Source organism: Pseudocitrobacter corydidari (assembly GCF_021172065.1).
GTDB classification, from domain to species: domain Bacteria; phylum Pseudomonadota; class Gammaproteobacteria; order Enterobacterales; family Enterobacteriaceae; genus Pseudocitrobacter; species Pseudocitrobacter corydidari.
In genome coordinates this window covers 4,812,578-4,837,257 of the sequence record NZ_CP087880.1, presented here as the reverse complement: position 1 = coordinate 4,837,257, position 24,680 = coordinate 4,812,578, and the positions used below count along the sequence as shown (strand labels likewise).

At 54.0% G+C, this 24,680-nt stretch carries 21 protein-coding genes; 14 read left to right on the top strand and 7 right to left on the bottom strand.

The window, feature by feature from the left end:
* Window positions 1-24: 24 nt before the first annotated feature.
* From G163CM_RS22610 to G163CM_RS22595, 4 genes are all read left to right on the top strand, one after another.
* Window positions 25-738, top strand: coding sequence for a TerC family protein (locus G163CM_RS22610; protein WP_108475951.1), 714 nt, complete (start codon window positions 25-27; stop codon window positions 736-738).
* 124 nt (window positions 739-862) lie between these two features.
* Window positions 863-1,081: a YgdI/YgdR family lipoprotein gene (locus tag G163CM_RS22605; RefSeq protein ID WP_015963194.1), complete on the top strand. Its 219-nt coding sequence runs from the start codon at window positions 863-865 to the stop codon at window positions 1,079-1,081.
* Between the two features lie 125 nt (window positions 1,082-1,206).
* Window positions 1,207-2,247: an NADP(H)-dependent aldo-keto reductase gene (locus tag G163CM_RS22600; RefSeq protein ID WP_015963193.1), complete on the top strand. Its 1,041-nt coding sequence runs from the start codon at window positions 1,207-1,209 to the stop codon at window positions 2,245-2,247.
* Between the two features lie 144 nt (window positions 2,248-2,391).
* Complete coding sequence (locus G163CM_RS22595; RefSeq protein WP_231826356.1) at window positions 2,392-4,074, top strand: DUF4139 domain-containing protein; 1,683 nt, start codon at window positions 2,392-2,394, stop codon at window positions 4,072-4,074.
* Between the two features lie 37 nt (window positions 4,075-4,111).
* Here the strand turns inward: G163CM_RS22595 and lplT are convergent, their stop codons facing one another.
* Together lplT and aas are read right to left on the bottom strand one after the other, a co-directional pair.
* On the bottom strand, window positions 4,112-5,305 hold the full coding sequence (gene lplT, locus G163CM_RS22590; protein ID WP_231826355.1) for a lysophospholipid transporter LplT: 1,194 nt from the start codon (window positions 5,303-5,305) through the stop codon (window positions 4,112-4,114).
* Window positions 5,298-7,457 (bottom strand): bifunctional acyl-ACP--phospholipid O-acyltransferase/long-chain-fatty-acid--ACP ligase, encoded by a 2,160-nt coding sequence (gene aas, locus G163CM_RS22585; protein WP_231826354.1) that lies wholly within the window; start codon window positions 7,455-7,457, stop codon window positions 5,298-5,300. The genes lplT and aas overlap by 8 nt, the downstream gene beginning before the upstream one ends.
* A gap of 399 nt (window positions 7,458-7,856) precedes the next feature.
* On the opposite strand from aas, the gene galR reads away from it, so the two are divergent.
* Together galR and G163CM_RS22575 are read left to right on the top strand one after the other, a co-directional pair.
* Window positions 7,857-8,873, top strand: coding sequence for an HTH-type transcriptional regulator GalR (galR, locus tag G163CM_RS22580; RefSeq protein WP_231826353.1), 1,017 nt, complete (start codon window positions 7,857-7,859; stop codon window positions 8,871-8,873).
* A 141-nt stretch (window positions 8,874-9,014) separates the two neighbouring features.
* A complete protein-coding gene (locus G163CM_RS22575; protein ID WP_231826352.1) occupies window positions 9,015-10,046 on the top strand; it encodes a LacI family DNA-binding transcriptional regulator in 1,032 nt (343 codons plus the stop codon).
* Here G163CM_RS22575 and lysA read toward each other — a convergent pair.
* Window positions 10,016-11,278 (bottom strand): diaminopimelate decarboxylase, encoded by a 1,263-nt coding sequence (gene lysA / locus G163CM_RS22570; protein ID WP_231826351.1) that lies wholly within the window; start codon window positions 11,276-11,278, stop codon window positions 10,016-10,018. The two genes, G163CM_RS22575 and lysA, sit on opposite strands and share 31 nt — an antisense overlap.
* A 121-nt stretch (window positions 11,279-11,399) precedes the next feature.
* Between lysA and G163CM_RS22565 the strand changes: the two genes are divergently transcribed.
* Window positions 11,400-12,323: a LysR family transcriptional regulator gene (locus G163CM_RS22565; RefSeq protein ID WP_231826350.1), complete on the top strand. Its 924-nt coding sequence runs from the start codon at window positions 11,400-11,402 to the stop codon at window positions 12,321-12,323.
* Between the two features lie 207 nt (window positions 12,324-12,530).
* Here G163CM_RS22565 and G163CM_RS22560 read toward each other — a convergent pair whose 3' ends face one another.
* On the bottom strand, window positions 12,531-13,223 hold the full coding sequence (locus G163CM_RS22560; RefSeq protein WP_231826349.1) for an aspartate/glutamate racemase: 693 nt from the start codon (window positions 13,221-13,223) through the stop codon (window positions 12,531-12,533).
* A 142-nt stretch (window positions 13,224-13,365) separates the two neighbouring features.
* Here G163CM_RS22560 and G163CM_RS22555 point away from each other — a divergent pair, with 142 nt between their 5' ends.
* The 6 genes from G163CM_RS22555 to G163CM_RS22530 all read left to right on the top strand — a co-directional run bounded on the left by G163CM_RS22555 (window position 13,366) and on the right by G163CM_RS22530 (window position 19,574).
* Entirely contained in the window at window positions 13,366-13,692 is a 327-nt protein-coding gene (locus G163CM_RS22555; RefSeq protein WP_231826348.1) for a cupin domain-containing protein, read from the top strand.
* Window positions 13,693-14,166: 474 nt separating this feature from the next.
* Window positions 14,167-15,057, top strand: a complete 891-nt coding sequence (locus G163CM_RS22550; RefSeq protein ID WP_015963179.1) for a carbohydrate ABC transporter permease — start codon at window positions 14,167-14,169, stop codon at window positions 15,055-15,057.
* Window positions 15,050-15,952: a carbohydrate ABC transporter permease gene (locus G163CM_RS22545; RefSeq protein WP_231826347.1), complete on the top strand. Its 903-nt coding sequence runs from the start codon at window positions 15,050-15,052 to the stop codon at window positions 15,950-15,952. The genes G163CM_RS22550 and G163CM_RS22545 overlap by 8 nt, the downstream gene beginning before the upstream one ends.
* Window positions 15,953-15,964: 12 nt before the next feature.
* Complete coding sequence (locus G163CM_RS22540) at window positions 15,965-17,092, top strand: ABC transporter ATP-binding protein (RefSeq protein ID WP_231826346.1); 1,128 nt, start codon at window positions 15,965-15,967, stop codon at window positions 17,090-17,092.
* Window positions 17,093-17,104: 12 nt separating this feature from the next.
* Window positions 17,105-18,391, top strand: a complete 1,287-nt coding sequence (locus G163CM_RS22535; protein ID WP_015963176.1) for an ABC transporter substrate-binding protein — start codon at window positions 17,105-17,107, stop codon at window positions 18,389-18,391.
* 64 nt (window positions 18,392-18,455) lie between these two features.
* Entirely contained in the window at window positions 18,456-19,574 is a 1,119-nt protein-coding gene (locus tag G163CM_RS22530; RefSeq protein ID WP_231826345.1) for an oligogalacturonate lyase family protein, read from the top strand.
* 50 nt (window positions 19,575-19,624) lie between these two features.
* On the opposite strand, the gene araE is transcribed toward G163CM_RS22530, so the two are convergent.
* The 3 genes from araE to kduI all read right to left on the bottom strand — a co-directional run bounded on the left by araE (window position 19,625) and on the right by kduI (window position 23,016).
* Window positions 19,625-21,043, bottom strand: coding sequence for an arabinose-proton symporter AraE (gene araE / locus G163CM_RS22525; RefSeq protein WP_149463343.1), 1,419 nt, complete (start codon window positions 21,041-21,043; stop codon window positions 19,625-19,627).
* 312 nt (window positions 21,044-21,355) lie between these two features.
* The gene (kduD, locus tag G163CM_RS22520) at window positions 21,356-22,117 is read right to left on the bottom strand and encodes a 2-dehydro-3-deoxy-D-gluconate 5-dehydrogenase KduD (protein ID WP_015963173.1); all 762 of its coding nucleotides are present in this window, start codon (window positions 22,115-22,117) and stop codon (window positions 21,356-21,358) included.
* Between the two features lie 62 nt (window positions 22,118-22,179).
* The gene (gene kduI, locus G163CM_RS22515; RefSeq protein ID WP_231826344.1) at window positions 22,180-23,016 is read right to left on the bottom strand and encodes a 5-dehydro-4-deoxy-D-glucuronate isomerase; all 837 of its coding nucleotides are present in this window, start codon (window positions 23,014-23,016) and stop codon (window positions 22,180-22,182) included.
* Window positions 23,017-23,477: 461 nt separating this feature from the next.
* Between kduI and G163CM_RS22510 the strand changes: the two genes are divergently transcribed.
* Complete coding sequence (locus G163CM_RS22510) at window positions 23,478-24,653, top strand: oligogalacturonate lyase family protein (protein ID WP_015963171.1); 1,176 nt, start codon at window positions 23,478-23,480, stop codon at window positions 24,651-24,653.
* The last annotated feature ends 27 nt before the right edge of the window (window positions 24,654-24,680 follow it).

The following is a 24,680-nucleotide window of genomic DNA, read 5'->3' as shown; positions in this document are numbered from 1 at the left end:
TTCGTTTTTGGCAGGACTTTATAGATGTTATTTGCATGGATAACCGATCCCAACGCCTGGCTGGCGCTTGGAACCCTGACGCTTCTGGAGATCGTCCTTGGGATCGACAACATTATCTTCCTCTCTTTGGTTGTCGCGAAACTTCCCACCGCACAACGTGCCCACGCCCGTCGCTTAGGGTTACTGGGGGCGATGATTATGCGTCTGGGGCTGCTGGCATCCATTGCCTGGGTGGTTAAGCTGACGAACCCACTGTTCTCAGTGCTGGGACAGGAAATCTCGCTACGCGATCTCATCTTGCTGGTCGGTGGGCTATTCCTCATCTGGAAAGCCAGCAAAGAGATCCACGAGTCGATCGAAGGCGATGAAGAGGGGCTGAAAACCAACGTCCACTCGTTCATGGGTGCCATCGTGCAGATTATGCTGCTGGATATTATTTTCAGCCTCGACTCGGTGATTACGGCGGTAGGTCTGTCCGATCACCTGTTTATTATGATGGCCGCCGTGGTCATTGCAGTCGGTGTGATGATGTTTGCGGCCCGCCCGATTGGCGAGTTTGTCGATCGCCATCCGTCGGTCAAAATGCTGGCGCTGTCGTTCCTGATTCTGGTGGGCTTCACCCTGATTCTGGAAAGTTTCGACATTCACGTACCGAAAGGCTACATCTACTTCGCGATGTTCTTCTCTATCGGTGTCGAAAGCCTTAACCTCATCCGCAATAAAAAGAATCCGCTCTAATCCCCCTCTTCAGCCCTCTTTTGAGGGCTGAGTCTTATTTTTTTAAGACTTTACTGCTTTATCCTCTCAAAATATTGAGTTATTACTACAATGATAAACGTGCGGCCATAAAAGGGGATTAAGGATGAAAAAATGGGCAGTGTTGATTTCCGCAGTGGGTTTGGCTTTTGCTGTATCAGGTTGTAGCAGTGATTACGTGATGGCAACCAAGGATGGCAGGATGATCCTGACGGATGGAAAACCGGAAGTCGATGACGACACCGGGCTGATTAGCTACGAAGATCAGCAGGGCAACAGAATGCAGATTAATCGCGACGACGTTTCGCAAATCATTAAACGTTAAGAAAATGAGGTCAGCCGCCTGCTGGCCTTTTTTGATCTTTTGCTTCCACTTTCTCTCTCCCTCTGCCATTTTTATATTCCTTTGTCGGGACATTCCTGACGTTGTTAAGAAAAAGGAAGCTGGCTATGCACTACCACCGTATTCCCCACAGCTCACTTGAGATAAGTACTCTTGGGCTGGGCACTATGACGTTTGGTGAACAAAATAGTGAAGCCGACGCCCACGCACAGCTCGATTACGCCGTCAGTCAGGGTATCAACTTGATTGACGTCGCCGAAATGTATCCGGTGCCTCCTCGCCCGGAGACACAGGGTTTGACCGAGACCTACGTCGGTAACTGGATTGCCAAACGCGGCAACCGTGAAAAAATCATCCTGGCCTCAAAAGTCAGCGGCCCCTCGCGCAATAACGACAGCGGCATCCGCCCAAACCAGGCGCTGGATCGCAAAAACATTCGCGAAGCCCTGCATGATAGCCTGACCCGCCTGCAAACGGATTATCTCGATTTATACCAGGTACACTGGCCGCAGCGCCCAACCAACTGCTTTGGCAAACTGGGCTACACCTGGGCCGATTCCGCACCGGTGATTTCGTTGCTGGATACACTGGAAGCGCTGAGCGAATTCCAGCGCGCCGGAAAAATTCGCTATATTGGCGTCTCGAACGAAACGGCCTTTGGTGTAATGCGCTATCTGCATCTGGCGGATAAACACGATCTGCCGCGCATCGTCACCATCCAGAATCCGTACAGCCTGCTCAACCGCAGCTATGAAGTGGGTCTGGCCGAAGTGAGTCAGTTTGAAGGCGTTGAACTGCTGGCCTACTCCTGCCTGGCCTTTGGCACATTAACCGGCAAATATCTTAACGGCGCAAAACCCGCTGGGGCGCGCAATACGCTGTTCAGCCGCTTCACCCGCTACAGCGGTGAGCAGGCGCAGAAAGCGGTGGCGGCTTATGTCGATATCGCCAAACGCCACGGGCTCGACCCGGCGCAGATGGCGCTGGCTTTTGTGCGTCGTCAGCCGTTTGTCGCCAGTACGCTGCTGGGCGCCACCACGCTTGAACAGCTGAAAACCAACGTCGAGAGCTATCACCTTGAGCTAAGCGAAGAGGTGCTGGCAGAGATTGAAGCGGTGCATCAGGTTTATACCTATCCGGCACCGTAATTCCCCGGCCTGACGTTTTGCGTCAGGCCTCTCGTTTTCCCCTTTTTCAGAATTCATTCACACGTTTTAGTCACGTTTTTCTTAACGACGCGCAATAGACTTACGCCAACGCCACGCGGGCGTTTTTCTTCGTTAAGGACAACCATGTTTATTTTAAAACCGCTTCCCCTTGCCCTGTTTCTGGCAGGCGTGTCTGTTTCATCGGCCTGGTCTGCACAGCTTACGCAGCCGCTCTCGCTTAAAGAGGTCACCGTTTATCTGCGCGGTGCGAGTCTGCAAAGTGAAGAGGCGCTCAATCTCCCTGCCGGAGAGAGCGAAATTACCTTTACGCAGGTTGCAGATTCCGTGCTTCCTGACAGCATCGCCATTGCCATGGATAACGGCGTCACCGTACTTTCCTCGCGCGTCGCGCTGCAGGAAACACAATCCGGCGCGGACCTGTCCGACATCCAGCAGCGGCTTAACGCTGCCAGACAAGAAAAAGAGAAACTGACCGCCGAGAAAAACAATATCAACGCACAAATTAAGGTGCTGGAGGCTAACCGTTCGTTAACCACCAAGAGCGCGGCGGAGGTGGCCAAATATCTGCAAATGGTCAAAGAAAAGAACGGTGAACTGCTGATAGCCGCCGGTCAATTGACGCAGAAAATCAGCGATAAACAGCGAGATATCGATAAGCTGGAACAACACGATTTGCTGAGCGAGTTAAACGGACAAAACGAGCCGCAAGTGATTATCGCCAGAGTGTATACACCCAAAGCCGTCAGTTCCCGAGCAGTGGTGCGTTATATGACCCGAGCCGCCTCATGGACGCCGCTCTACGATATTCACGCCAGCGCCATTAATCAACCGCTGCGGCTGGTCTATAAGGCCAGTATTCGCCAGTATACGGGGCTGGCGTGGAAGAACGTTAAGCTGGTGCTCTCCACCAGCGAGCCGAATACGCATCTGACGTTGCCGCGCATGGAGACGCAGTATGTGGATGTACGCGATGAAAGCAATGTAATCCAGGGTTATGCCTACGGCTCCGGCAGCGGCTCACTTGATGCGGCCTTCCAGGCACGAGAGGAAGCGACGGCTCGTAAGGACACTTATGCCGCCGAGAAAGCGGCAGTGGCGGCAAAAGCCGCCGCTGATAAAAAAGCAGCAGAAGCCGGTCGTCGTTATGCTGCCCCGGAAAAAGCGCCAACCCCACGGCCCGCAGAAAACTTCACCGCATTAAACGTCCGTTATGCACTCACCCTTCCCTGGCAAATAGACAGCGATAACAACGCGCGTACGGTGGTGATTAAAGAAGAGTCCGTCTCCGGCAACTATCGCTTCTTTGCGATTCCGAAAATCAGCAATGACGCCTATTTGCAGGTGCAGATTAACGCGTGGGAAGATCTGAACCTGATCCCCGGCGAAAGCCAGATTTTCTTTGGCAACAACCGTACCGGAGTCGGTTATTTACAGCCGCCGGAAGATGGTAAATCACTGAACATTCAGCTTAATCGTGATCCGAAGCTGATTATCCAGCGCAAAACGGTGCAGAAGAAAGAGAATGCGGTCTCTATCTTTAACGACGATGCGATACGCAACTTCAGCTATTCCCTGAACGTGAAAAACAGCTATGCCGAAGCCGTGGATTTAACCCTTCTCGATCAAATCCCGGTCAGCGCCAACAGCGATATTACGGTGGAAAAAGTGCAGTATGGTCAGGCGCAGTACAACGCCAAAACCGGTGAGCTGAGCTGGAAACTGCATCTGGCGGGGAAAGAGAGTACCAGTTTGCCGTTCTCTTATACCGTGAAGTATCCGAAAAACATCACACCGTCGGGAATGTAATTTTAACGGGTGGCGTTAAGCGCCACCCGCTTCACGCTTATCGCCGATGCCCCCACAGCCACAGGCCGATAATCGCCAGCGCAAACAGCACGCCAAAGCCGATACCTACGCCAATGACCGGGATCCCCACCATCACCGCCAGCGAGTAAATCCCCAGCATGACCAGCATGGCGCTGTTTTCGCCAAGGTTCTGCACGGCGATAGCATTACCTGCGCCCACCGAGTGTTTGCCGATATCCTGAAGCAGCGCGTTAAGCGGCACGACAAAGAAACCGCCGCAAATCCCGATGACAAACAGCAGCGCATAGGCTGGCAGAATCGCATGTTGTAGCGCGAAAATCGCCACGACCACACCAATCAACACGCCAGCTGGCATACAGCGGGCAACGGTTTTCAGTGTCACCAGTTTGGCCGCCGCGCCTGCGCCGACCACAATCCCTACGGCGACCATGGCGTTAAGGTAAGTAGGCGTAGCGTTATCGGTAATGCCGAGCGCCACCGGTACCCACAGCACCAGCAGGAAACGCAGCGTCACGCCTGCGCCCCAGAACAGACTGGTACCCAACAGCGAGAAACGCGCTTCGCCGTTGTGCCACAGCGTTTTGCAGGCGCTGAAAAAACTGTTGGTCATCGGGCGAAAACGCCAGGACTGCCCCGGACGCGCCGCCGCCAGCTTCGGAATAAACAGGTTCGCCACCACCGCGCCGCCGTAAGCGATGGCGCAGGCCACCAGCGCCGCAATCACGTGCCAGTCGGCAAGCACGCCGCCCGCCACCGACCCCAGCAGTATGGCGGCAATGGTCGATGCCTCCATCAACCCGTTGGCTTTCACCAGCTTATCGCCGGTCGTCAACTCGCCCAGAATGCCGTACTTAGCCGGTGAGTAACCCGCTGCCCCAATGCCCACCAGCAGATAGCCGATGAACGGGTTTACGCCAAGACAAATGCTCGCCGCGCCAATCAGTTTCAGGCCGTTGGTCATCATCATGACGCGCCCTTTGGCAAAGCTGTCTGCTATCTGCCCAACGAACGGCGCGAAAAGAATGTAAGCGCCCACAAACACCATCTGTAAAACCGGTTGACTCCAGTCGGGGTAAAACTGCTGTTTCATCAACGCCAGCGTGGCAAACAGCAGGGCGTTATCACCGAATGCGGAGAGGAACTGGGCGGCAATCACCGCCATCATGCCCTTCGACCAGATAGAGGTGTTAGTGTGTACTGACTCACTCATTGTGCTGTTCTGCCTCTTCAACCATACCTTTGAGCGTCACGAAGTCCGGCTTACCGCTGCCCAGTAGCGGCAACTGTTTCAGCCAGCGAATATCGCGCGGCACAGCCAGCTCCGGTACGCCGTGTGCCCGCGCGTACTGCAACAGTTTGTCGCGGGTCAGCTCATTATCGGTGGTAAACAGCACCAGCGCCTCCCCTTTGCTGGCATCCGTTTTCACGGCAGTGGCGTGCATTTTCTCCGGCGATACCGCCAGCGCGACCTGCTCGACCATCTCCAGCGACACCATCTCCCCGGCAATTTTTGCGAAGCGTTTGGCTCGGCCCTGAATTTGCACAAAGCCCTGTTCGTCAAAGGCGACAATATCGCCCGTGTCGTACCAGCCCTCTTCCAGCTCGCCGTGTTGATTCTCGGCGCTCGGTTTTTCCAGCACGCCAGGGTTCTCGACACGCAGATAGCCGGTCATGATATTCGGCCCTTTCAACTGCAAACGTCCGCCTTTATCAATGCCAGGGATTGCCAGCAAACGCGCATCCATTCCGGGTAAAATGCGCCCAACAGTACCCGGCTTCGCCGCCATCGGCACGTTGATGGATACCACCGGCGCGCATTCCGTCACGCCGTAGCCTTCCAGAATGCGCAGGCCAAACTTGTCCTGCCAGAGTTCTTTGGTACTTTGCTGCAGTTTTTCCGCCCCCGCCACCACGTAGCGCAGACGATAAAAATCATACGGATTGGCGAATCGCGCGTAGTGACCGAGGAAGGTGGAGGTGCCAAACAGTACGGTACAGTTACGGTCATAAACCAGCTCCGGCACGATGCGGTAATGCAGCGGGCTCGGGTAAAGGAACACCTGCGCGCCGGTCAGCAGCGGCGTAAAGAGCCCGACCGTCAGACCGAAGGAGTGGAAGAGCGGCAGCGCGGACATAAAGCGATCGTTAGCGGTGAAGTCGGCGATGGTTTTAATCTGCTCGACGTTCGCCAAAATGCTTTTATGGCTGTGCACCACCCCTTTCGGATTGCCTTCGGAACCGGAGGTAAAGAGGATAATCGCCGGATCTTCCGGTTTCTGTTCGACCTGCGCCAGACGCGGTACCAGCAGGCGCGAGAAAATCCACAGTTTGTCCTGGGTGGTGACATCGCCTTTTAAATCTTCGAGGAACACCCAACGTACCTGAGTCAGCTGTTCGGTCAGGTGCCAGAGCTTGCCTTTATCAAGGAAGGTGCGCGAGGTAAATATCGTCTTCAGTTCCGCCGCGGTAATCGCGCTGGAAAGCCCCTTCACGCCTGCCGTGTAGTTCATCATCGCCGGAATACGCCCGCGCGCAATCGCGCCGAAAATCACCGCCGCGCTGATCCCCGCGTTCGGTAACATCAGGCCGATGCGTTCGCCTTTCCGGGTATATTTGTCGAGGATGCGCGCCACAAACAGCGTTTTGGTCATCAGCTTGTGATAGCTGTCGGGCTGGAAATTAATGTCTTCCACGCACGGTTTTTTCGCGCCGTAGCGATACTGGGCGCTAATCAACGATTCAAAGAGGGTTTCACGCGGACGCACCGCCATCCGCGCTTCCATCATGATTTGATGCAGCATTTCGCCCGCAATTTTGCGGCGATCGCGCGCGCGCGGCGCGTCCGGCATCTCAATGCGGGTTGGCGGCAACAGGTGCAGCCGAATTTGCGGGAAGAGACGCTGCTTCACCAGCCCTTTCAGGCGACTGAAATAGGTCAGTTCTGCCCCTTCAATACGTACCGGGATAATGGTCGCGCCCGATTTTGCCGCCACAAAAGCCGCGCCGTCGTAGATTTTCATCAGCGAACCAGACACTGAAATACGCCCTTCCGGGAAAATCACCACCGGCCTGCCCTGTTCAATCAGGCGCACCAGGTGTTTGATAGACATTGGTTTGGTCGGGTCGAGGGGTACAAAATCGATTATCGGCGCCAGCCAGCGCATAAACCATTTTTGCGATATGGAGGAGTAGACAGCAAAAACCGGGCGTACTGGCAGGAACAACGCCAGCAGAATACCATCGATAAATGAGACATGGTTCGGGGTAATCAGCACCTTTGATTGCGTTAAAGCCGCTGTATCGCCGGTCATCCTTACCCGAAACAGAACTTTAAAAAGCTGCCGAAAAAAGCCAATAACCATACCAACTCCTTTTGCCAAAGTTTTCTCTGCAAGCAGGGTACATGAGAAAACAGCGGAAAAGCAGCAAACCCCAGTTTCTTGACAAAAAAAAACCTGCGCATCTGCGCAGGTTGGTGTAATTCAAGTCAGTCAACCTTGCGGATGACTTCACCTATCAATACCTCTGGGATAATCAGAGTAGCAATCCCGTTGCTGCTTTCTCCAGCACAGAACCGCAACAGCCCTTCGCAAAGTGTAAGCAAAAGTTTGTATTCGTTTTTTTAGAATCACTTAGTGCTCTTTCGTGCCATCTGGGCGATATCAAAGATCTTCCCCTTAAGCGTCTCCCGGCCTTGAACCTGTGCGAAATTTCCGTAACACTACAGTGGTGTAACCGTTTACCCATCGAAAAGGCAGTGTATGGCGACTATCAAAGATGTGGCTCGACTGGCTGGCGTCTCTGTCGCCACCGTCTCCCGCGTAATCAATAACTCTCCGAAAGCCAGCGATGCTTCTCGTCAGTCGGTTTCTTCGGCTATGGAAACACTCAACTATCACCCGAACGCCAACGCGCGTGCCCTGGCGCAACAGTCAACGGAAACCGTGGGTCTGGTGGTAGGCGATGTGTCCGATCCCTTCTTTGGCGCCATGGTCAAAGCCGTTGAGCAGGTGGCGTACCACACCGGTAACTTTTTGCTGATCGGCAACGGCTATCACAACGAATTAAAAGAGCGTCAGGCCATCGAGCAATTGATTCGCCACCGCTGCGCGGCGCTGGTAGTGCACGCTAAAATGATCCCCGATGAGGAACTGATAGGGTTGATGAAGCAAATGCCCGGCATGGTGCTGATTAACCGCATTTTACCCGGTTTCGAAAAACGCTGCGTAGCGCTGGACGATCGCTATGGCGCGTGGCTCGCAACGCGTCATTTGATTCAGCAGGGGCATACAAAGATTGGCTACATCTGCTCGAACCACGCGATTTCCGATGCGGAAGACCGTTTGCAGGGATATTACGACGCGCTAAAAGAGAACGGCCTGCCGTGCAACGATCGACTGGTCACCTTCGGCGAACCTGACGAAAGCGGCGGCGAGCAGGCAATGACCGAGCTGCTGGGGCGCGGAAAACGATTTACCGCCGTGGCTTGTTATAACGACTCAATGGCAGCTGGCGCAATGGGCGTGCTCAATGATAACGGCATCGACGTGCCGCAGGAGATTTCGCTGATGGGTTTCGATGATGTGCTGGTCTCACGCTATGTGCGCCCGCGTCTGACCACCATTCGTTATCCGATTGTCACCATGGCAACGCAGGCAGCAGAACTGGCGCTGGCACTGGCGGAAAAACGCCCGGTGCCGGATGTCACCCACCTTTTCAGCCCGACGCTTGTGCGTCGTCATTCGGTGTCGGTACCGGCGGAGAGCGATAAGGCCTGATTAAGCGCTGGCGCGGCTTACAGCAAATCCTGAGGAATTGAATGAAACCGTGATCGCGTCGGTTATTTGTCATTTCTCAAGGCATATCCCCCTGAATGTCTGTGATAAACTGCGGAAATCACGTGGCATCAGGAACAGACAATGACAACAATGCTGGATGTCTCAATTCGCGCAGGCGTTTCGAAAGCAACGGTTTCCCGCGTCTTGAACGGCACAGGTCAGGTAAAAGAGAGCACCCGTCAGCAGGTGTTCAAAGCAATGGAAGAGTTGGGCTACCGGCCAAATTTTCTGGCGCGCTCACTGGCAAACCGCACCAGCAATAGCATTGGGCTGATTGTCTCAACCTTTGACGGCTTCTATTTTGGCCGCCTGTTACAGCAGGCGTCGCGTCAGACGGAAGTCTGGGGCAAGCAGTTGATTGTCGCAGATGGGCATGACGAGCCGGAGCGAGAAAAGCAGGCGGTACAGATGCTGGCCGATCGCCAGTGCGATGCGATTGTGCTCTACACCCGTTTTATGAGCGAAGAAACCATCATGTCGCTCATCGATTCCATTCCCATGCCGCTGGTGGTGATCAACCGCGACGTCAGCCAGGCGCGCGAGCGCTGCGTCTTCTTCGAACAGCAGGATGCCGCGTTTCAGGCGGTGGAGTACCTGATTTCCCAGGGCCATCGCGATATCGCCTGCCTCACGGTTCCTATTCACACGCCTACCGGGAAAGCGCGTTTGGAAGGTTATAAAAATGCGCTGGAAAAACATGGTATTGCATGGGATCCGGCGAAGATAAAATATGGTGATGCGGGCATGACCTGCGGCTTTGAGAAGTGCAATGAACTGCTGAGCGAAAAGGTGCCATTCAGCGCGCTGTTTGCCTGTAACGATGATATGGCGCTGGGTGCGTCAAAAGCACTGCATCAGGCGGGTCTGCGTATTCCGCAGGATATTTCACTGTTTGGCTTCGATGACGCGCCGAGCGCGAAATGGCTGGAGCCGGGGCTGTCGACGGTTTATCTGCCGATCGACAACATGATTGTGACCGCTATCGATCAAGCCATTAAGCTCGCCAACGGCGAGCCAATTGAAACGATCCCGCCGTTTACCGGCACGCTGGTGCTGCGTGACACGGTGACAACGGGGCCGTTTTACGCCAGTTCCAGCGCCAGCAGTTCCTGAATCGTCTGGCGGCGGCGAATCAAACGCGCCGCGCCATTTTCAAATAACACTTCTGGCAACAGCGGGCGGCTGTTGTAATTCGATGACATCGACGCACCGTATGCACCGGTGTCGTGCAGCACCAGATAATCGCCCGGCTTCACCGCAGGCAAGGCGCGCGTTTCAACTTTCCCACCTTCCTGCTGCGTAAAGACGTCACCCGACTCACACAGGGGACCGGCAACCACCGTTTCAATCAACGGTGCCTGGGACAGGTCGCGCCCGTCAGCCGGCAGCGCTGAAATGTGGTGATAGCTACCGTACATCGCCGGGCGCATCAGGTCGTTAAACCCGGCGTCAATCAGCACAAAGTGGCGGCTGCCCATCGCTTTCACGCTACGCACCTGCGCCACCAGTACGCCAGACTCCGCCACCAGGAAACGCCCCGGTTCGAGTTCCAGTTTTACCGGGTGGCCCAGATGTTTGGCAATCTGCTCACGCGCACCGTTCCACAGGCCATAGTAGTGATCGGTATTGATCGCCTCTTCACCTTCGCGATACGGAATGGATAATCCGCCGCCCGCAGAGATCGCCTCCAGATCCTGGCCAAATTCAACGACCTGACGCACCATAGCGCCGCAAACCTGCTCCAGGTGCGCATAATCCACGCCGGAACCGATGTGCATATGAATGCCCACCAGTTTCAGTTGATAACGCTGAATCACGTCCAGCGCGGCCGGAAGATCGCTGTACCAGATACCGTGTTTGCTGTTTTCGCCGCCGGTGTTGGTTTTCTGGCTGTGACCGTGACCAAAGCCTGGATTCACGCGCAGCCACACGCGATGGCCTGGGGACACCTCACCCAGTTGCGCCAGCATATCGATGGAACCGGCGTTAACCGGGATCTGCAACTCATGCACGCGCGAAAGCGTCGCCTCGTCGATAGTGTCAGCGGTAAAAACGATATCGTCAGACTCCGCGCCAGGCTGATAGCCCGCCACCAGTGCGCGCTCAATCTCACCCAATGACACCGAATCAACCTTCACGCCCTGCTCGCGCATCAGACGCAGAATATGGATGTTCGAGCACGCTTTTTGGGCAAAACGCACAACGTCAAACTGGCTCAGTTTGGCAATCTGCTGGCGAATAATTTGCGCGTCATACACCCAGACCGGGCAGCCAAATTCAGCGGGCAGGCGCAGCAGGTTTTCTGCGGTCAGGTCAGTGTCGGTACTGTTAAGCGGGCGTGGCATGGAAGGCTCCGGTGTCAAATATTGCTTTTTACCGATTACGCCACAGGATGAAGGGAATAAAAAATATCGTTTTATGGTGAGTCTATGCAAAAATGATATACAACCACACCAGGAGTCTCTCATGCCCGCCGTCAACCTGCGTCACATTGAAATCTTCCATGCGGTAATGACCGCCGGTAACCTGACGGAAGCCGCGCGTCTGCTGCACACCTCGCAACCCACGGTCAGCCGCGAACTGGCGCGCTTTGAAAAAGTGCTCGGTTTGAAGCTGTTTGAACGCAGCCGTGGCCGCTTACATCCTACCGTGCAGGGGCTGAGGCTGTTTGAAGAGGTACAACGCTCCTGGTACGGGCTCGATCGCATCGTCAGCGCGGCGGAAAGCCTGCGCGAGTTTCGCCAGGGCGAGCTGTCGATTGTGTGCCTGCCGGTTTTCTCACAATCCTTTCTGCCGTTGCTGATCCAGCCTTTTCTGGCGCGCTACCCGGATGTCAGCCTGCAAATCGTGCCGCAGGAGTCGCCGTTGCTGGAGGAGTGGCTCTCGGCACAGCGTCATGATTTAGGGCTGACGGAAACCCTGCACACGCCCGCAGGGACTGAGCGCACGCCGCTGCTGACGCTCAACGAAGTCTGCGTGCTGCCGCAGGATCACCCACTGACGGCAAAAAGCGTACTGACGCCGCAAGATTTTCAGGGCGAGAACTACATCAGTCTGTCGCGTACCGACAGCTATCGCCAGCTGCTGGATACATTATTCAACGAAAATCAGGTGAAGCGGAGAATGGTGGTAGAAACCCACAGCGCGGCGTCAATTTGTGCGATGGTGCGGGCAGGCGCGGGAATTTCAGTGGTTAACCCGTTCACCGCGCTGGATTATGTGAACAGCGGTGTGGTGATCCGCCGTTTCAGTAAAGATGTGCCTTTTACCGTGAGCCTGATTCGCCCGCTCCACCGGCCCGGTTCGGCGCTGGTTGAGGCATTTACGCAGCATATGCAGGCAAACCTGGGCGTGATTACCGATACGTTGAATAGCGTTCTCGCGCCGTGAGGGGATGCCGGATGGCGGCTGCGCCTTATCCGGCCTACCAATCGTGCGTATTTTGCAGGATGGCGGCTGCGCCTTATCCGGCCTACCAATCGTGCGTGTTTTGCAGGATGGCGGCTGCGCCTTATCCGGCCTACGGATCGTGCGTGTTTTGCCGGAGGGCGGCAATCTTGTAGGCCCGGTAAGCGAAGCGCCACCGGGCACAAAGGCTCAGGAGAGCATAAAATCCACCGCATCCGCAGCGTGGATCGCCGCCGTATCGAACACCGGAAGCGGGCTGAGTTCCGCAGGCACCAGCAGGCCAATTTCGGTGCAGCCGAAAATCACGCCCTTCGCGCCCTGCGCTTTCAATGCGGAAATCACTTCGAGGTAATAGTCGCGCGACGCCTCGCTGAAGGTGCCCAGACACAGCTCATCAAAGATTATCTGGTTGATACGCGCGCGGTCGTCGCTGTTCGGGATCGGCGTGCTGATGGCGAATTCCTGTTGCAGACGGGCGCGATAGAAATCCTGCTCCATGGTGTAGCGCGTGCCCAGCAGCGCAACGTTACTCATTCCCGCTTTCTGGATTGCGCGTCCGGTCGCATCGGCAATGTGCAGGAATGGCACAGTCACAGCGTGCTCGATTTGATCCGCCACTTTGTGCATGGTGTTGGTACACAGCACGATGCCTTCAGCCCCGGCCTGCTCCAGCCCTTTTGCTGCCTGCGCCAGTATGTCGCCGGCACGCTGCCAGTCTCCGTTCGACTGGCAGGCCTCAATCTCATGAAAATCAACGCTGTGCAGCAGAATCTGCGCCGAATGTAGCCCGCCCAGACGCTGCTTTACGCCTTCATTAATCAGTCGATAGTAGGGAATTGTCGACTCCCAGCTCATACCGCCTAACAGCCCAATCGTTTTCATTTTTATGCCTCGGTTTTTCGCGTGCCTTCCAGTGAAGCAAACTTGTGATCAACTTTCCACTTCTCCAGCAGCCGATTTCTTTTTCACGCATTCTGGGATAAGTTAAATGAAACATTGTTTCAACTTACTACAGGACAGCCTGATGTTTATTTTTCATAAAGAGACCACCCTTGAAGACCTGGGTAACGGCGTCACCCGTCGTATCCTCGCCCATGATGGCAAGATGATGGCGGTAGAGGTCAACTTTGAGAAAGGTGCCGTTGGCCCGCTGCATAACCACCCGCATGAGCAGCTAACCTACGTACTTTCCGGTGAATTTGAATTCACCATCGGCGACGAAAAACATATCGTCCGCGCAGGTGATACGCTCTATAAAAAACCGGAAATTATGCACGGTTGTGTTTGTCTGCAAGCCGGTACGCTGCTCGATACCTTTACCCCGATGCGTCAGGATTTTCTCAAAGACTAATATCCCTACCCGCCTAAGGCCCTCATTTCATGAGGGCTTTTTTTTACTTCATATAATCAAGCATTAGCCTGATAACCATTAATGGAATCACTAATTTCAGGGGTTAGGGGATATTTTCACTCATCTACTTCCATACCACCCACACAGAAACCCCACCCACCTCACTTAATTGAAACATCGTTTCGACTTCGATCACATTTCCATCATTAAACGCATGACGCGGAAACAAATAGCAATAAAATAAAATTAAAACGGTGTTTTACTAATCACGCGTAACAAAACGTCAGAGTTGAAACAGCAAAACATCACCAATGGAATGAGTAGTAAAAAAGTCTTACACAACATTTATTTACAGGGAAGGATCGTATGACCGACACCAAGCTAACACCGTGAATTCCGCGCCCCGTGCCCCTCGTGTGGAGCGATGACCGAACCTCAATCCGTTTTACAAACTTGTTTGCCAGGTAGGTATCTATGAATGAAAACAGAATGCTGGGTTTGGCCTGGATTTCGCCCTATATCATTGGGTTGATAATCTTTACGGCCTTCCCGTTTGTGTCATCTTTCTTTCTCAGTTTTACTGAGTACGACTTGATGAGTCCGCCGGTATTTAACGGCATTGAGAACTATCGCTATATGTTTGCCGAAGATACTCTCTTCTGGAAATCAATGGGCGTAACGTTCGCGTATGTATTTTTAACCATTCCGCTGAAGCTCGCTTTCGCCCTTGGCATTGCGTTTGTTCTTAACTTTAAATTACGCGGCATCGGGTTCTTCCGTACCGCCTACTATATTCCGTCGATTCTTGGCAGCTCCGTGGCCATCGCTGTACTGTGGCGTGCCCTGTTTGCCATCGACGGCCTGCTGAACAGCTTCCTCGGCGTGTTCGGTTTTGATGCCATTAACTGGCTCGGCGAGCCGTCTCTGGCGCTGATGTCCGTTACCCTGCTGCGCGTCTGGCAGTTCGGTTCCGCGATGGTTATCTTCCTGGCCGCACTGCAAAACGTTCCACAATCGCAGTATGAAGCCGCGATGATCGATGGCGCGTCCAAATGGCAGATGTTTATGAAAGTGACTGTGCCGCTGATTACGCCGGTTATCTTCTTCAACTTCATCATGCAAACCACTCAGGCGTTCCAGGAGTTTACCGGCCCGTACGTGATTACCGGCGGCGGCCCAACCTACTCCACGTACCTGTTCTCGCTCTACATCTACGACACCGCGTTTAAATACTTCGATATGGGTTATGGCGCAGCGCTGGCGTGGGTTCTGTTCCTGGTCGTCGCGGTCTTCGCCGCCATCGCCTTTAAGTCTTCAAAATACTGGGTGTTCTACTCCGCCGATAAGGGAGGCAAAAATGGCTGATATTCAACAAATCGACGAAGCAAGAAGCATCGCTGAACGTGAGGTTGCCCGCACCCTGAGACGCGAGAAAATTAACGCCTGGATTCGCTACACCATCCTGCTGTTCGTCGGCCTGCTGATGCTGTACCCGCTGGCGTGGATGTTCTCGGCGTCGTTCAAACCGAACCACGAGATCTTCACCACGCTCGGACTGTGGCCTGCTCATGCCACCTGGGAAGGGTTTATCAACGGCTGGAAAACCGGTACCGAATACAACTTCGGCCATTACATGCTGAACACCTTTAAGTATGTGATCCCGAAGGTGATTCTGACCATTATCTCCTCCACCATCGTGGCCTACGGCTTTGCCCGCTTCGAAATCCCGTGGAAGAAATTCTGGTTTGCCACGCTCATCACCACCATGCTGCTGCCGAGCACCGTACTGCTGATTCCTCAGTACCTGATGTTCCGCGAAATGGGCATGCTCAACAGCTACATGCCGCTGTATCTGCCGCTGGCGTTCGCCACGCAGGGGTTCTTCGTCTTCATGCTGATTCAGTTCCTGCGCGGTGTGCCGCGTGACATGGAAGAAGCGGCGCAAATTGACGGCTGTAACTCTATTCAGGTGCTGTGGTACGTGGTGGTGCCGATTCTGAAACCGGCCATTATCTCCGTCGCGCTGTTCCAGTTCATGTGGTCCATGAACGACTTTATCGGCCCGCTGATCTACGTCTACAGCGTCGATAAGTACCCGATTGCACTGGCACTGAAAATGTCCATCGACGTCACCGAAGGTGCGCCGTGGAACGAAATTCTGGCAATGGCGAGCATCTCCATTCTGCCGTCCATCATTGTGTTCTTCCTGGCTCAACGCTACTTCGTACAGGGCGTGACCAGCAGCGGAATTAAAGGTTAAGAGGGAAATATCATGGCTGAAGTGATTTTCAACAAACTGGAAAAAGTGTACTCCAACGGCTTCAAAGCGGTACATGGTATCGACCTTAAAATTGCTGAAGGCGAATTTATGGTGATCGTTGGCCCATCGGGCTGCGCCAAGTCCACCACGCTGCGTATGCTGGCCGGGCTGGAAACCATCAGCGGCGGCGAAGTGCGCATCGGTGAGAAAGTGGTGAATAACCTCGCGCCGAAAGAGCGCGGCATTGCGATGGTGTTCCAGAACTACGCGCTCTATCCGCACATGACCGTGCGCGAAAACCTGGCGTTCGGCCTGAAGCTGAGCAAAATGCCGAAAGATCAAATCGACAGGCAGGTCGATGAAGCGGCGAAAATCCTTGAGCTGGATGAACTGCTGGACAGGCTGCCGCGCCAGCTCTCCGGCGGCCAGGCACAGCGTGTCGCCGTAGGCCGCGCGATTGTGAAAAAACCGGACGTGTTCCTGTTCGATGAACCGCTCTCCAACCTTGACGCCAAACTGCGTGCATCGATGCGCATCCGTATCTCTGACCTGCATAAGCAGTTGAAGAAATCGGGCAAACCGGCGACCACCGTTTACGTTACCCACGATCAGACAGAAGCGATGACCATGGGCGACCGTATCTGCGTCATGAAGCTGGGTCACATCATGCAGGTCGATACGCCGGATAACCTCTACCACAAGCCGAAAAATATGTTCGTCGCGGGTTTCATCGGCGCGCCGGAAATGAACATTCGCGCCAGCAAACTGGTGGAAAAAGAGGGACACCTCTACCTGACCATCGGCGACGAATTCCTGCCGTTGAGCAACGTGTTAGAGCAGAAACTGGCGGGCCATAAAAATGAAGACGTGTTCTACGGCATTCGCCCGGAATTCGTGTCGGTGGCGGACGAACCGTTTGCTGAAGGCGGCTGTACCGGCGAGATGGTTCGCGTTGAAAACATGGGCCATGAGTTCTTCGTCTACCTGAAAGTAGCCAACTACGAACTGACGGCGCGCATTCCATCGGATGAAGCTAAGCCAATGATTGATAAAGGGCTTAACCGTAAAGTGTACTTTAAGTTTGATATGAATAAGTGTCATATCTTTGACGCAAAAACAGAACAGAACCTCTCTCTTTAATGGAGTATTAAAATGAAAAAAGTGCTTTTAAGCGCAGCAATCTCCACCATTTTGGGGCTGACTGCTTTACCCTCAATGGCAAAAGATGTGGATTTACGTATGTCCTGGTGGGGCGGCAATGGCCGTCACCAGGTCACTCTGAAGGCGCTGGAAGAGTTCCATAAACAGAACCCTGATATCAACGTTAAAGCGGAATATACCGGCTGGGATGGTCACCTCTCCCGCTTGACCACCCAGATTGCGGGCGGTACCGAGCCGGATGTGATGCAAACCAACTGGAACTGGTTGCCGATTTTCTCCAAAACGGGCGATGGCTTCTACGACCTGAATAAAATGAAAGATGTCATCGACCTGAGCCAGTTCGATGCCAAAGAGCTGCAAACCACCACGGTGAACGGCAAGCTGAACGGCATTCCGATTTCCGTAACCGCGCGCGTGTTCTACTTCAACGATGAAACGTGGAAAAAAGCCGGCGTGGAGTACCCGAAAACCTGGGACGCGCTGATGGAAGCGGGCAAAACGTTTGAAAGCAAACTGGGTAAGCAGTACTACCCGGTGGTGCTTGAGCATCAGGATACCCTGGCGCTGCTGAACTCGTATATGGTGCAGAAGTACAATACGGCCGCCATTGATGAACAGACCAAAAAACTGGCCTGGAGCAAAGACCAATGGAATGAGTTTTTCCAGATGTACAAAAAGCTCATCGACAGCCACGTCATGCCGGACACCAAGTACTACGCCTCTTTCGGTAAGAGCAACATGTACGAAATGAAGCCGTGGATCCAGGGCGAATGGGGGGGAACCTACATGTGGAACTCCACCATCAACAAATATTCCGACAACCTGAAGCCGCCAGCAAAACTGGAGCTGGGTAACTATCCGATGCTGGAAGGCGCAACCGACGCGGGCCTGTTCTTCAAACCGGCGCAGATGCTCTCTATCGGTAAGTCGACGAAAAACCCGGAAGCGGCAGCGAAGTTGATTAACTTCCTGCTCAACAACAAAGAAGCGGTTGATACGCTGGGCCTGGAGCGCGGCGTGCCGCTGAGCAAAGCGGCTGTGCAATACCTGACCGAAGACGGCATCATCAAAGAGGATGACCCGGCGGTATCCGGCCTGCGTCTGGCGCAGTCTCTGCCGACCAAACTGAGCGTATCGCCATACTTTGATGACCCGCAGATCGTCGCCCAGTTCGGCACCACGCTGCAATACATCGATTACGGCCAGAAATCTGTGGAAGATGCCGCCGCAGACTTCCAGCGCCAGGCGGAACGTATTCTGCGTCGCGCCATGCGTTAATCCCCATCTTGTCTCTCAATACCCTGGCGCTTCGGCGGCGGGGTATTTTTTTATCAGGAGCTGATTGATGAAAGGTAAAATCATCCCGCTGAATTTCCGATCACAGCGGGACCCCGAAACGGGGCATGAGGTTATTCGCCTGACGCCGCCGCATATTATTTGTCACCGCAACTACTTCTATCAAAAGTGCTTTACCCGCGATGGCAACAAACTCATTTTTGGCGGCGCGTTTGAAGGGCACTGGAATTACTACCTGCTGGACCTTAACGCGCAGCACGCTACACAGTTAACGGACGGCGAAGGCGATAACACCTTCGGCGGCTTCCTTTCCGCAGACGATCAATCGCTGTGGTATGTGAAAAACAGCCGCCAGCTAAGGCGCGTGGTTCTCGATTCGCTGGAAGAGCAGGTGATTTACGAAGTCGATGACGCCTGGGTGGCCTATGGTACGTGGGTCGCCAACAGCGACTGTACGCAGCTTGTCGGTATCGAAATTAAAAAAAGCGACTGGCAGCCGCTAACCGACTGGGGCAAATTCCGCGATTTCTACTTTACGCAGCCGGAGTGCCGTCTGATCAACATCGACCTGCAAACCGGCGAGCAGCGCACCATTTTGCAGGAGAAGCGCTGGCTGGGGCATCCGATTTACCGCCCGTTTGATGATAATACCGTGGCGTTCTGCCACGAAGGACCACGCGATGCGATCGATGCGCGCATGTGGCTCATCAATGCCGACGGCACTCACCTGCGCAAGGTTCGCCAGCATCAGCCAGGGGAAAGTTTTACCCATGAATTCTGGGTGCCGAATGGCTCCGCGCTCTATTACGTGGCGCATCAGGAGAACGCACCGCAGCGCTATTTATATCGCGCCGATCCGGCAACGCTTGAGAATACGCTGCTGATGGCGATCCCGCCCTGCTCTCACCTGATGAGTAACCATGACGGCTCCCTCGTCGTGGGCGACGGTGCGCCGCATAACGGCAGCAACGATCCGTTTATCTGGGTGTTTGATATTCACAGCGGGGAGCAGAAAGCGGTGTGTCAGCATAACAGTAGCTGGAAGGTGCTGGACGGTGACCGCCAGGTGACGCATCCGCATCCTTCGTTTTCACCGGATAATCAATGGGTGCTGTATACGTCAGATGTTGAGGGGATGCCGGCGCTGTATTTAGCGAAGGTGTAAACATACGGGCCGGGGTGAGGGCATCAGCGCGCACTCACCCCAACTTTCCTTCACACCCCAATATTTCGCAGCTTCTCTCCCGCCATCAGTTTGCGTTCGATATGCTCCAGTGTGACATTTTTGGTCTCCGGTATCAGCCAGAACGTAATGCCGATAAAGGCAATATTCAGCCCGGTATAGAGCCAGAACGTGCCTGCCGCGCCGATGCTGTCGAGCAGCGTCAGGAAGGTCGCGCCGATAATCATATTGGAGACCCAGTTGGTTGTGGTGGAACAGGTGATACCAAAGTCGCGGCATTTCAGCGGCTGAATTTCAGAACACAGGATCCATACCACCGGCGCGGCACTCATTGCGTAACCGGCGATGCACATCATGGTCATGCCCACCGACAGCCAGGAAAGCCCGCTTCCCGCCGTGCCGTTGTCGAACTGCATCAGGCAGTAGCCCAGCACCAGCGTACCCAGCGCCATCACGCTAAAACCAATCTTCAGCGCCGGTTTACGCCCGGCTTTATCCACCATAAAGATGGCGATAAAGGTGGCAAACATAAAGGTCAACCCGACGACCAGCGTCGCCAGCATCTGCTGTTCCGTGGTGGTGAAACCCGCCATTTTGAAGATGCGCGGCGCGTAATACATGATGATGTTCATCCCGGTAAACTGCTGCATCGCCTGCAATAGCATACCGAGGAACACCGCGCGGCGGACGTTGCGGTTAGCTTTAAACAGCTTCCAGCCGCCCTGCTTCAGCTTCAGACTTTCGCGAATTTCATTCAGCTCTTCGCGCGCTTTTTCAGAGGTATCGCGCAGCATACGCAACACTTCTTCCGCTTCGATATGCCGCCCCTTCTCCGCCAGCCAGCGCGGGCTGTTCGGCAGGAAGACCACCAGCACAATCAGGATCACCGCCGGCAACGCCAGCACGCCAAGCATCGCGCGCCAGTTTCCGGTGTAGCTGAATGCGGTATCCGAGAGGAACGCCAGCACAATGCCCAGGGTGACCATCAACTGATACATGCTGATCATCTTACCGCGCACGTTTTCGCTCGCCATTTCAGAGAGATAAAGCGGTGCAGTGTAAGAGGCAATCCCCACCGCGACGCCCAACAGCACGCGCGCCGCAATCAGAATTTCCACGCTGCTGGCCAGCGCAGAGCCCAGCGAACCCAGCACGAACAGCACCGCCGCCGCCATCAGGCTGTATTTACGTCCCAGACGGAAAGAGAGCCAGCCGTTAAACAGCGCGCCCAGCGCTGCGCCAAGCATCATGCTGCTGACCACCCACTCCTGCAAGCGGCTGCTCAGGGCAAAGTGGTCGGTGATAAAGGGTAGCGCCCCGGCAATCACCCCAATATCTAAACCAAACAACAGACCGGCAACCGCCGCAGAAACGGAGACAAACAGATTCATTCGCCGCGTATCGCGCAGCGAGCGTGGAGACACAACAGAATCACTATTTAAGGTAACCATCTTTTCCTGCCTGCACTGTATAAAACATTCCCTGAACATACGGGATTTCTACAGAAATACGTCAGGCGGTTCATCGCGTAGATATGGATTAAATAGCTGCACATATCGGTTATGTGATGGACATTCCAATTTTAAAATTGGTGCGTATTTCATCAATTATTTTTAATTTATTGTTTTTAAATAAATTTATTATTAATGATTTCAATATGGAAATAATCACATGGATAAATCAATTTATGCGATATGGATTGATGTGATTTACAGGCAAAAAAAACCCTGCCGCGAAGCAGGGTTCTCACCGTTAGCCCGGAATTAGCGAGCCAGCCAGCCGCCATCTACCGCCACGGTATAGCCGTTGATGTAGTCGGATGCGCTGGAAGCCAGGAAGACAATCGGCCCCATCAGATCGCTCGGCAGACCCCAGCGACCCGCCGGGATACGGTCGAGGATCGCCGCGCTACGCTCTTCATCCGCACGCAGCTGCTGGGTGTTGTTGGTCGCCATGTAGCCCGGCGCGATAGCGTTAACGTTGATGTTATGTTTCGCCCACTCGTTGGCCATCAGGCGAGTTACGCCCATCACGCCGCTTTTAGAGGCGGTGTAAGACGGCACGCGGATGCCGCCCTGGAAGGAGAGCATGGAGGCGATATTGATAATTTTGCCGCCTTTGCCCTGCGCGATGAAGTGTTTCGCCGCCGCCTGAGACATAAAGAACACGCTCTTGATGTTCAGGTTCATTACGTCGTCCCAGTCTTTTTCGCTGAAGTCGATCGCGTCTTCACGACGAATCAGACCGGCGTTGTTGACCAGGATATCGATATGACCGAATTCCGCTACCGCACGATCAAGCAGCGCAGGAATGCCGTCGATGGAACGCAGATCGGCAGTCAGGCTCAGGAAGCGACGACCCAGCGCAGTAACGCGCTCGATGGTTTCAGCTGGCTCAACGATGTTGATACCCACGATGTCGCAGCCCGCTTCCGCGAGGCCAACTGCCATACCCTGGCCCAGGCCGGTATCACAACCGGTGACGACGGCAACTTTACCCTGTAACGAGAATGCATCTAAAATCATGTTAAATTCCTTATTGATTGCGCCTGTTCGCGACAGGCATTATTTCTTTTGCTGCCCGCGACTTAGCGCAGATCCTTAACCGCCACGTGATCCATGTCATCGAAGACCTGGTTCTCGCCAACCATTCCCCAGATGAAGGTATACGCTTTGGTACCCACACCGGAGTGAATAGACCAGCTCGGCGAAATCACTGCCTGTTCGTTATGCATCACGATGTGACGCGTTTCCTGCGGCTGCCCCATCATATGGAACACGCAGGCGTCCTCATCCATATTGAAGTAGAAGTACACTTCCATACGGCGCTCGTGGGTGTGGCACGGCATGGTGTTCCACAGATTTCCCGGTGCGAGTTCAGTCAGCCCCATGCTGAGCTGGCAGGTTTCCAGCACATCAGGCACAAAGTATTTATTGATGGTGCGACGGTTGCTGGTGAGGTTATCGCCCAGCGTGACCGGAGAAACGTCATCCGGCGTGACTTTTTTGGTGGGATATGAGGTATGAGCCGGTGCGCAGTTATAGTAGAACTTCGCCGGTTTCGCCGTATCGACGCTGGCGAACACCACTTCTTTCACCCCTTTCCCGACATACAGCGCATCGCGATGGCCGATTTCATAACATTTACCGTCAACGGTGATGGTGCCTGCGCCGCCGATATTGATAACGCCCAGCTCACGACGCTCCAGGAAGTAGCTCACGCCCAGCTGTTTGCCCACTTCACCGCCCACAGAAACGGTTTTCGCCACCGGCATAATGCCGCCGACAATGATGCGGTCGATGTGGCTGTACACCATGGTGTACTCATCCGCGACAAAGACTTGCTCAACGAGAAATTCGTTGCGCAGGCCCTGCGTATCCAGCGTTTTTGCATGTTCACTATGAATGCTTTGTCTTACGTCCACCGAATGCCTCCAGACCATCTGTTTATCTTTATTAAGCGTCCTGAAACAGGGTTCCGCTTTGTCAATGAGGTCATCTTATCGCTGATGAAATGGGTTTTCAATTACAATTAAAACATCGTTTCACTTTTTCTGCGTGATATTGCTGAAAATGCAGAAGCGATCACGAATATGTCTCCCCTTATCGCCCGCGATAAAATAAAGTCTTTTTAATTCAGTAAAATAGAATCATTAAGAATTAACTGAAATGTGAGAAATATCCGTCAGAAAACAAAGTTCATTTATGGAGACATCGTGTTGGACAGCATCCTCTGGATTGAATTTACTGCCTTTTCGTACAAAATGCGCTCACCATCACAAACAATGAAACGATGTTTTGATAAATTATCACTACATTTTTAAAACGACATCCACATCGGCCGGTGAGCTTTACGCCACCATTGCTTGAGAAAAAGGAGTGCAACATGGCTAAAGGTATGCGGGTAAAACTGAACTATGAGGTCAGCCGCGATCCAGACACAGGCGCGGAAGTCACCCGCTTAACCCCACCAGAAGTCACCTGTCATCGCAACTACTTCTATCAGAAGTGCTTTTTCAACGATGGCAGCCATCTGCTGTTCGCGGGTGAGTTCGACGGCCACTGGAACTACTACCTGCTGGATGTCGCCAATGCAGAAGCGGTGCAATTAACGGAAGGTGAAGGCGATAACACCTTCGGCGGTTTTCTCTCGCCTGATGACAAATCGCTCTACTATGTGAAAAACGATCGCACCCTGCTGGAAGTTAACCTGAAAACCCTGGTGGAGCGGGAAGTGTATCGCGTGCCGGACGAATGGGTCGGCTACGGTACCTGGGTTTCCAACAGCGATTGCACCAAACTGGTGGGCATTGAGATTGCCAAAAGTGACTGGACGCCGCTCAATAGCTGGCAGCTGTTCCACGACTTCTTCCATAAAGGCCCGCACTGCCGCCTGCTGCGCGTTGACCTGCAAACCGGCGAAAGCTCAGTTATTCACGAAGAGAAAAACTGGCTCGGCCACCCCATTTATCGCCCGTTCGATGATAATACCGTCGCGTTCTGCCACGAAGGCCCGCACGATCTGGTCGATGCCCGTATGTGGCTGGTAAACGAAGACGGTAGCAACGTGCGCAAAGTCAAAGAGCATGCGGAAGGCGAAAGCTGCACCCATGAATTCTGGGTACCGAACGGTTCGGCGCTGGTGTATGTCTCTTATCTGAAGGGCAAGCAGGGTCGCACGATTTATCGTTATAACCCGGACACCGGCGTCAACGAAGCGCTGATGCAGATGCCGGCCTGTTCGCATCTGATGAGCAACTTCGACGGTACGCTGCTGGTCGGTGACGGTTCCGGTACGCCGGTCGATGTGAAAGACACCAGCGGTTACACTATCGACAACGATCCCTATTTATACGGTTTCGACGTGGCGAAAAAAGCGTACTTCCGCATCGCGCGTCACGACACCTCCTGGGCGACGGTGCAAAACAGCCGCCAGGTCACGCATCCGCACCCTTCTTTCCTGCCACACGATGGCGCGGTGCTGTTCAGCTCCGACAAAGACGGGAAACCGGCGCTTTATATCGCCAAACTTCCGGCGCAGCGTGATTTCATTCAGGCCTGAATGGCTGAATATGAAGTATGAGTGAAT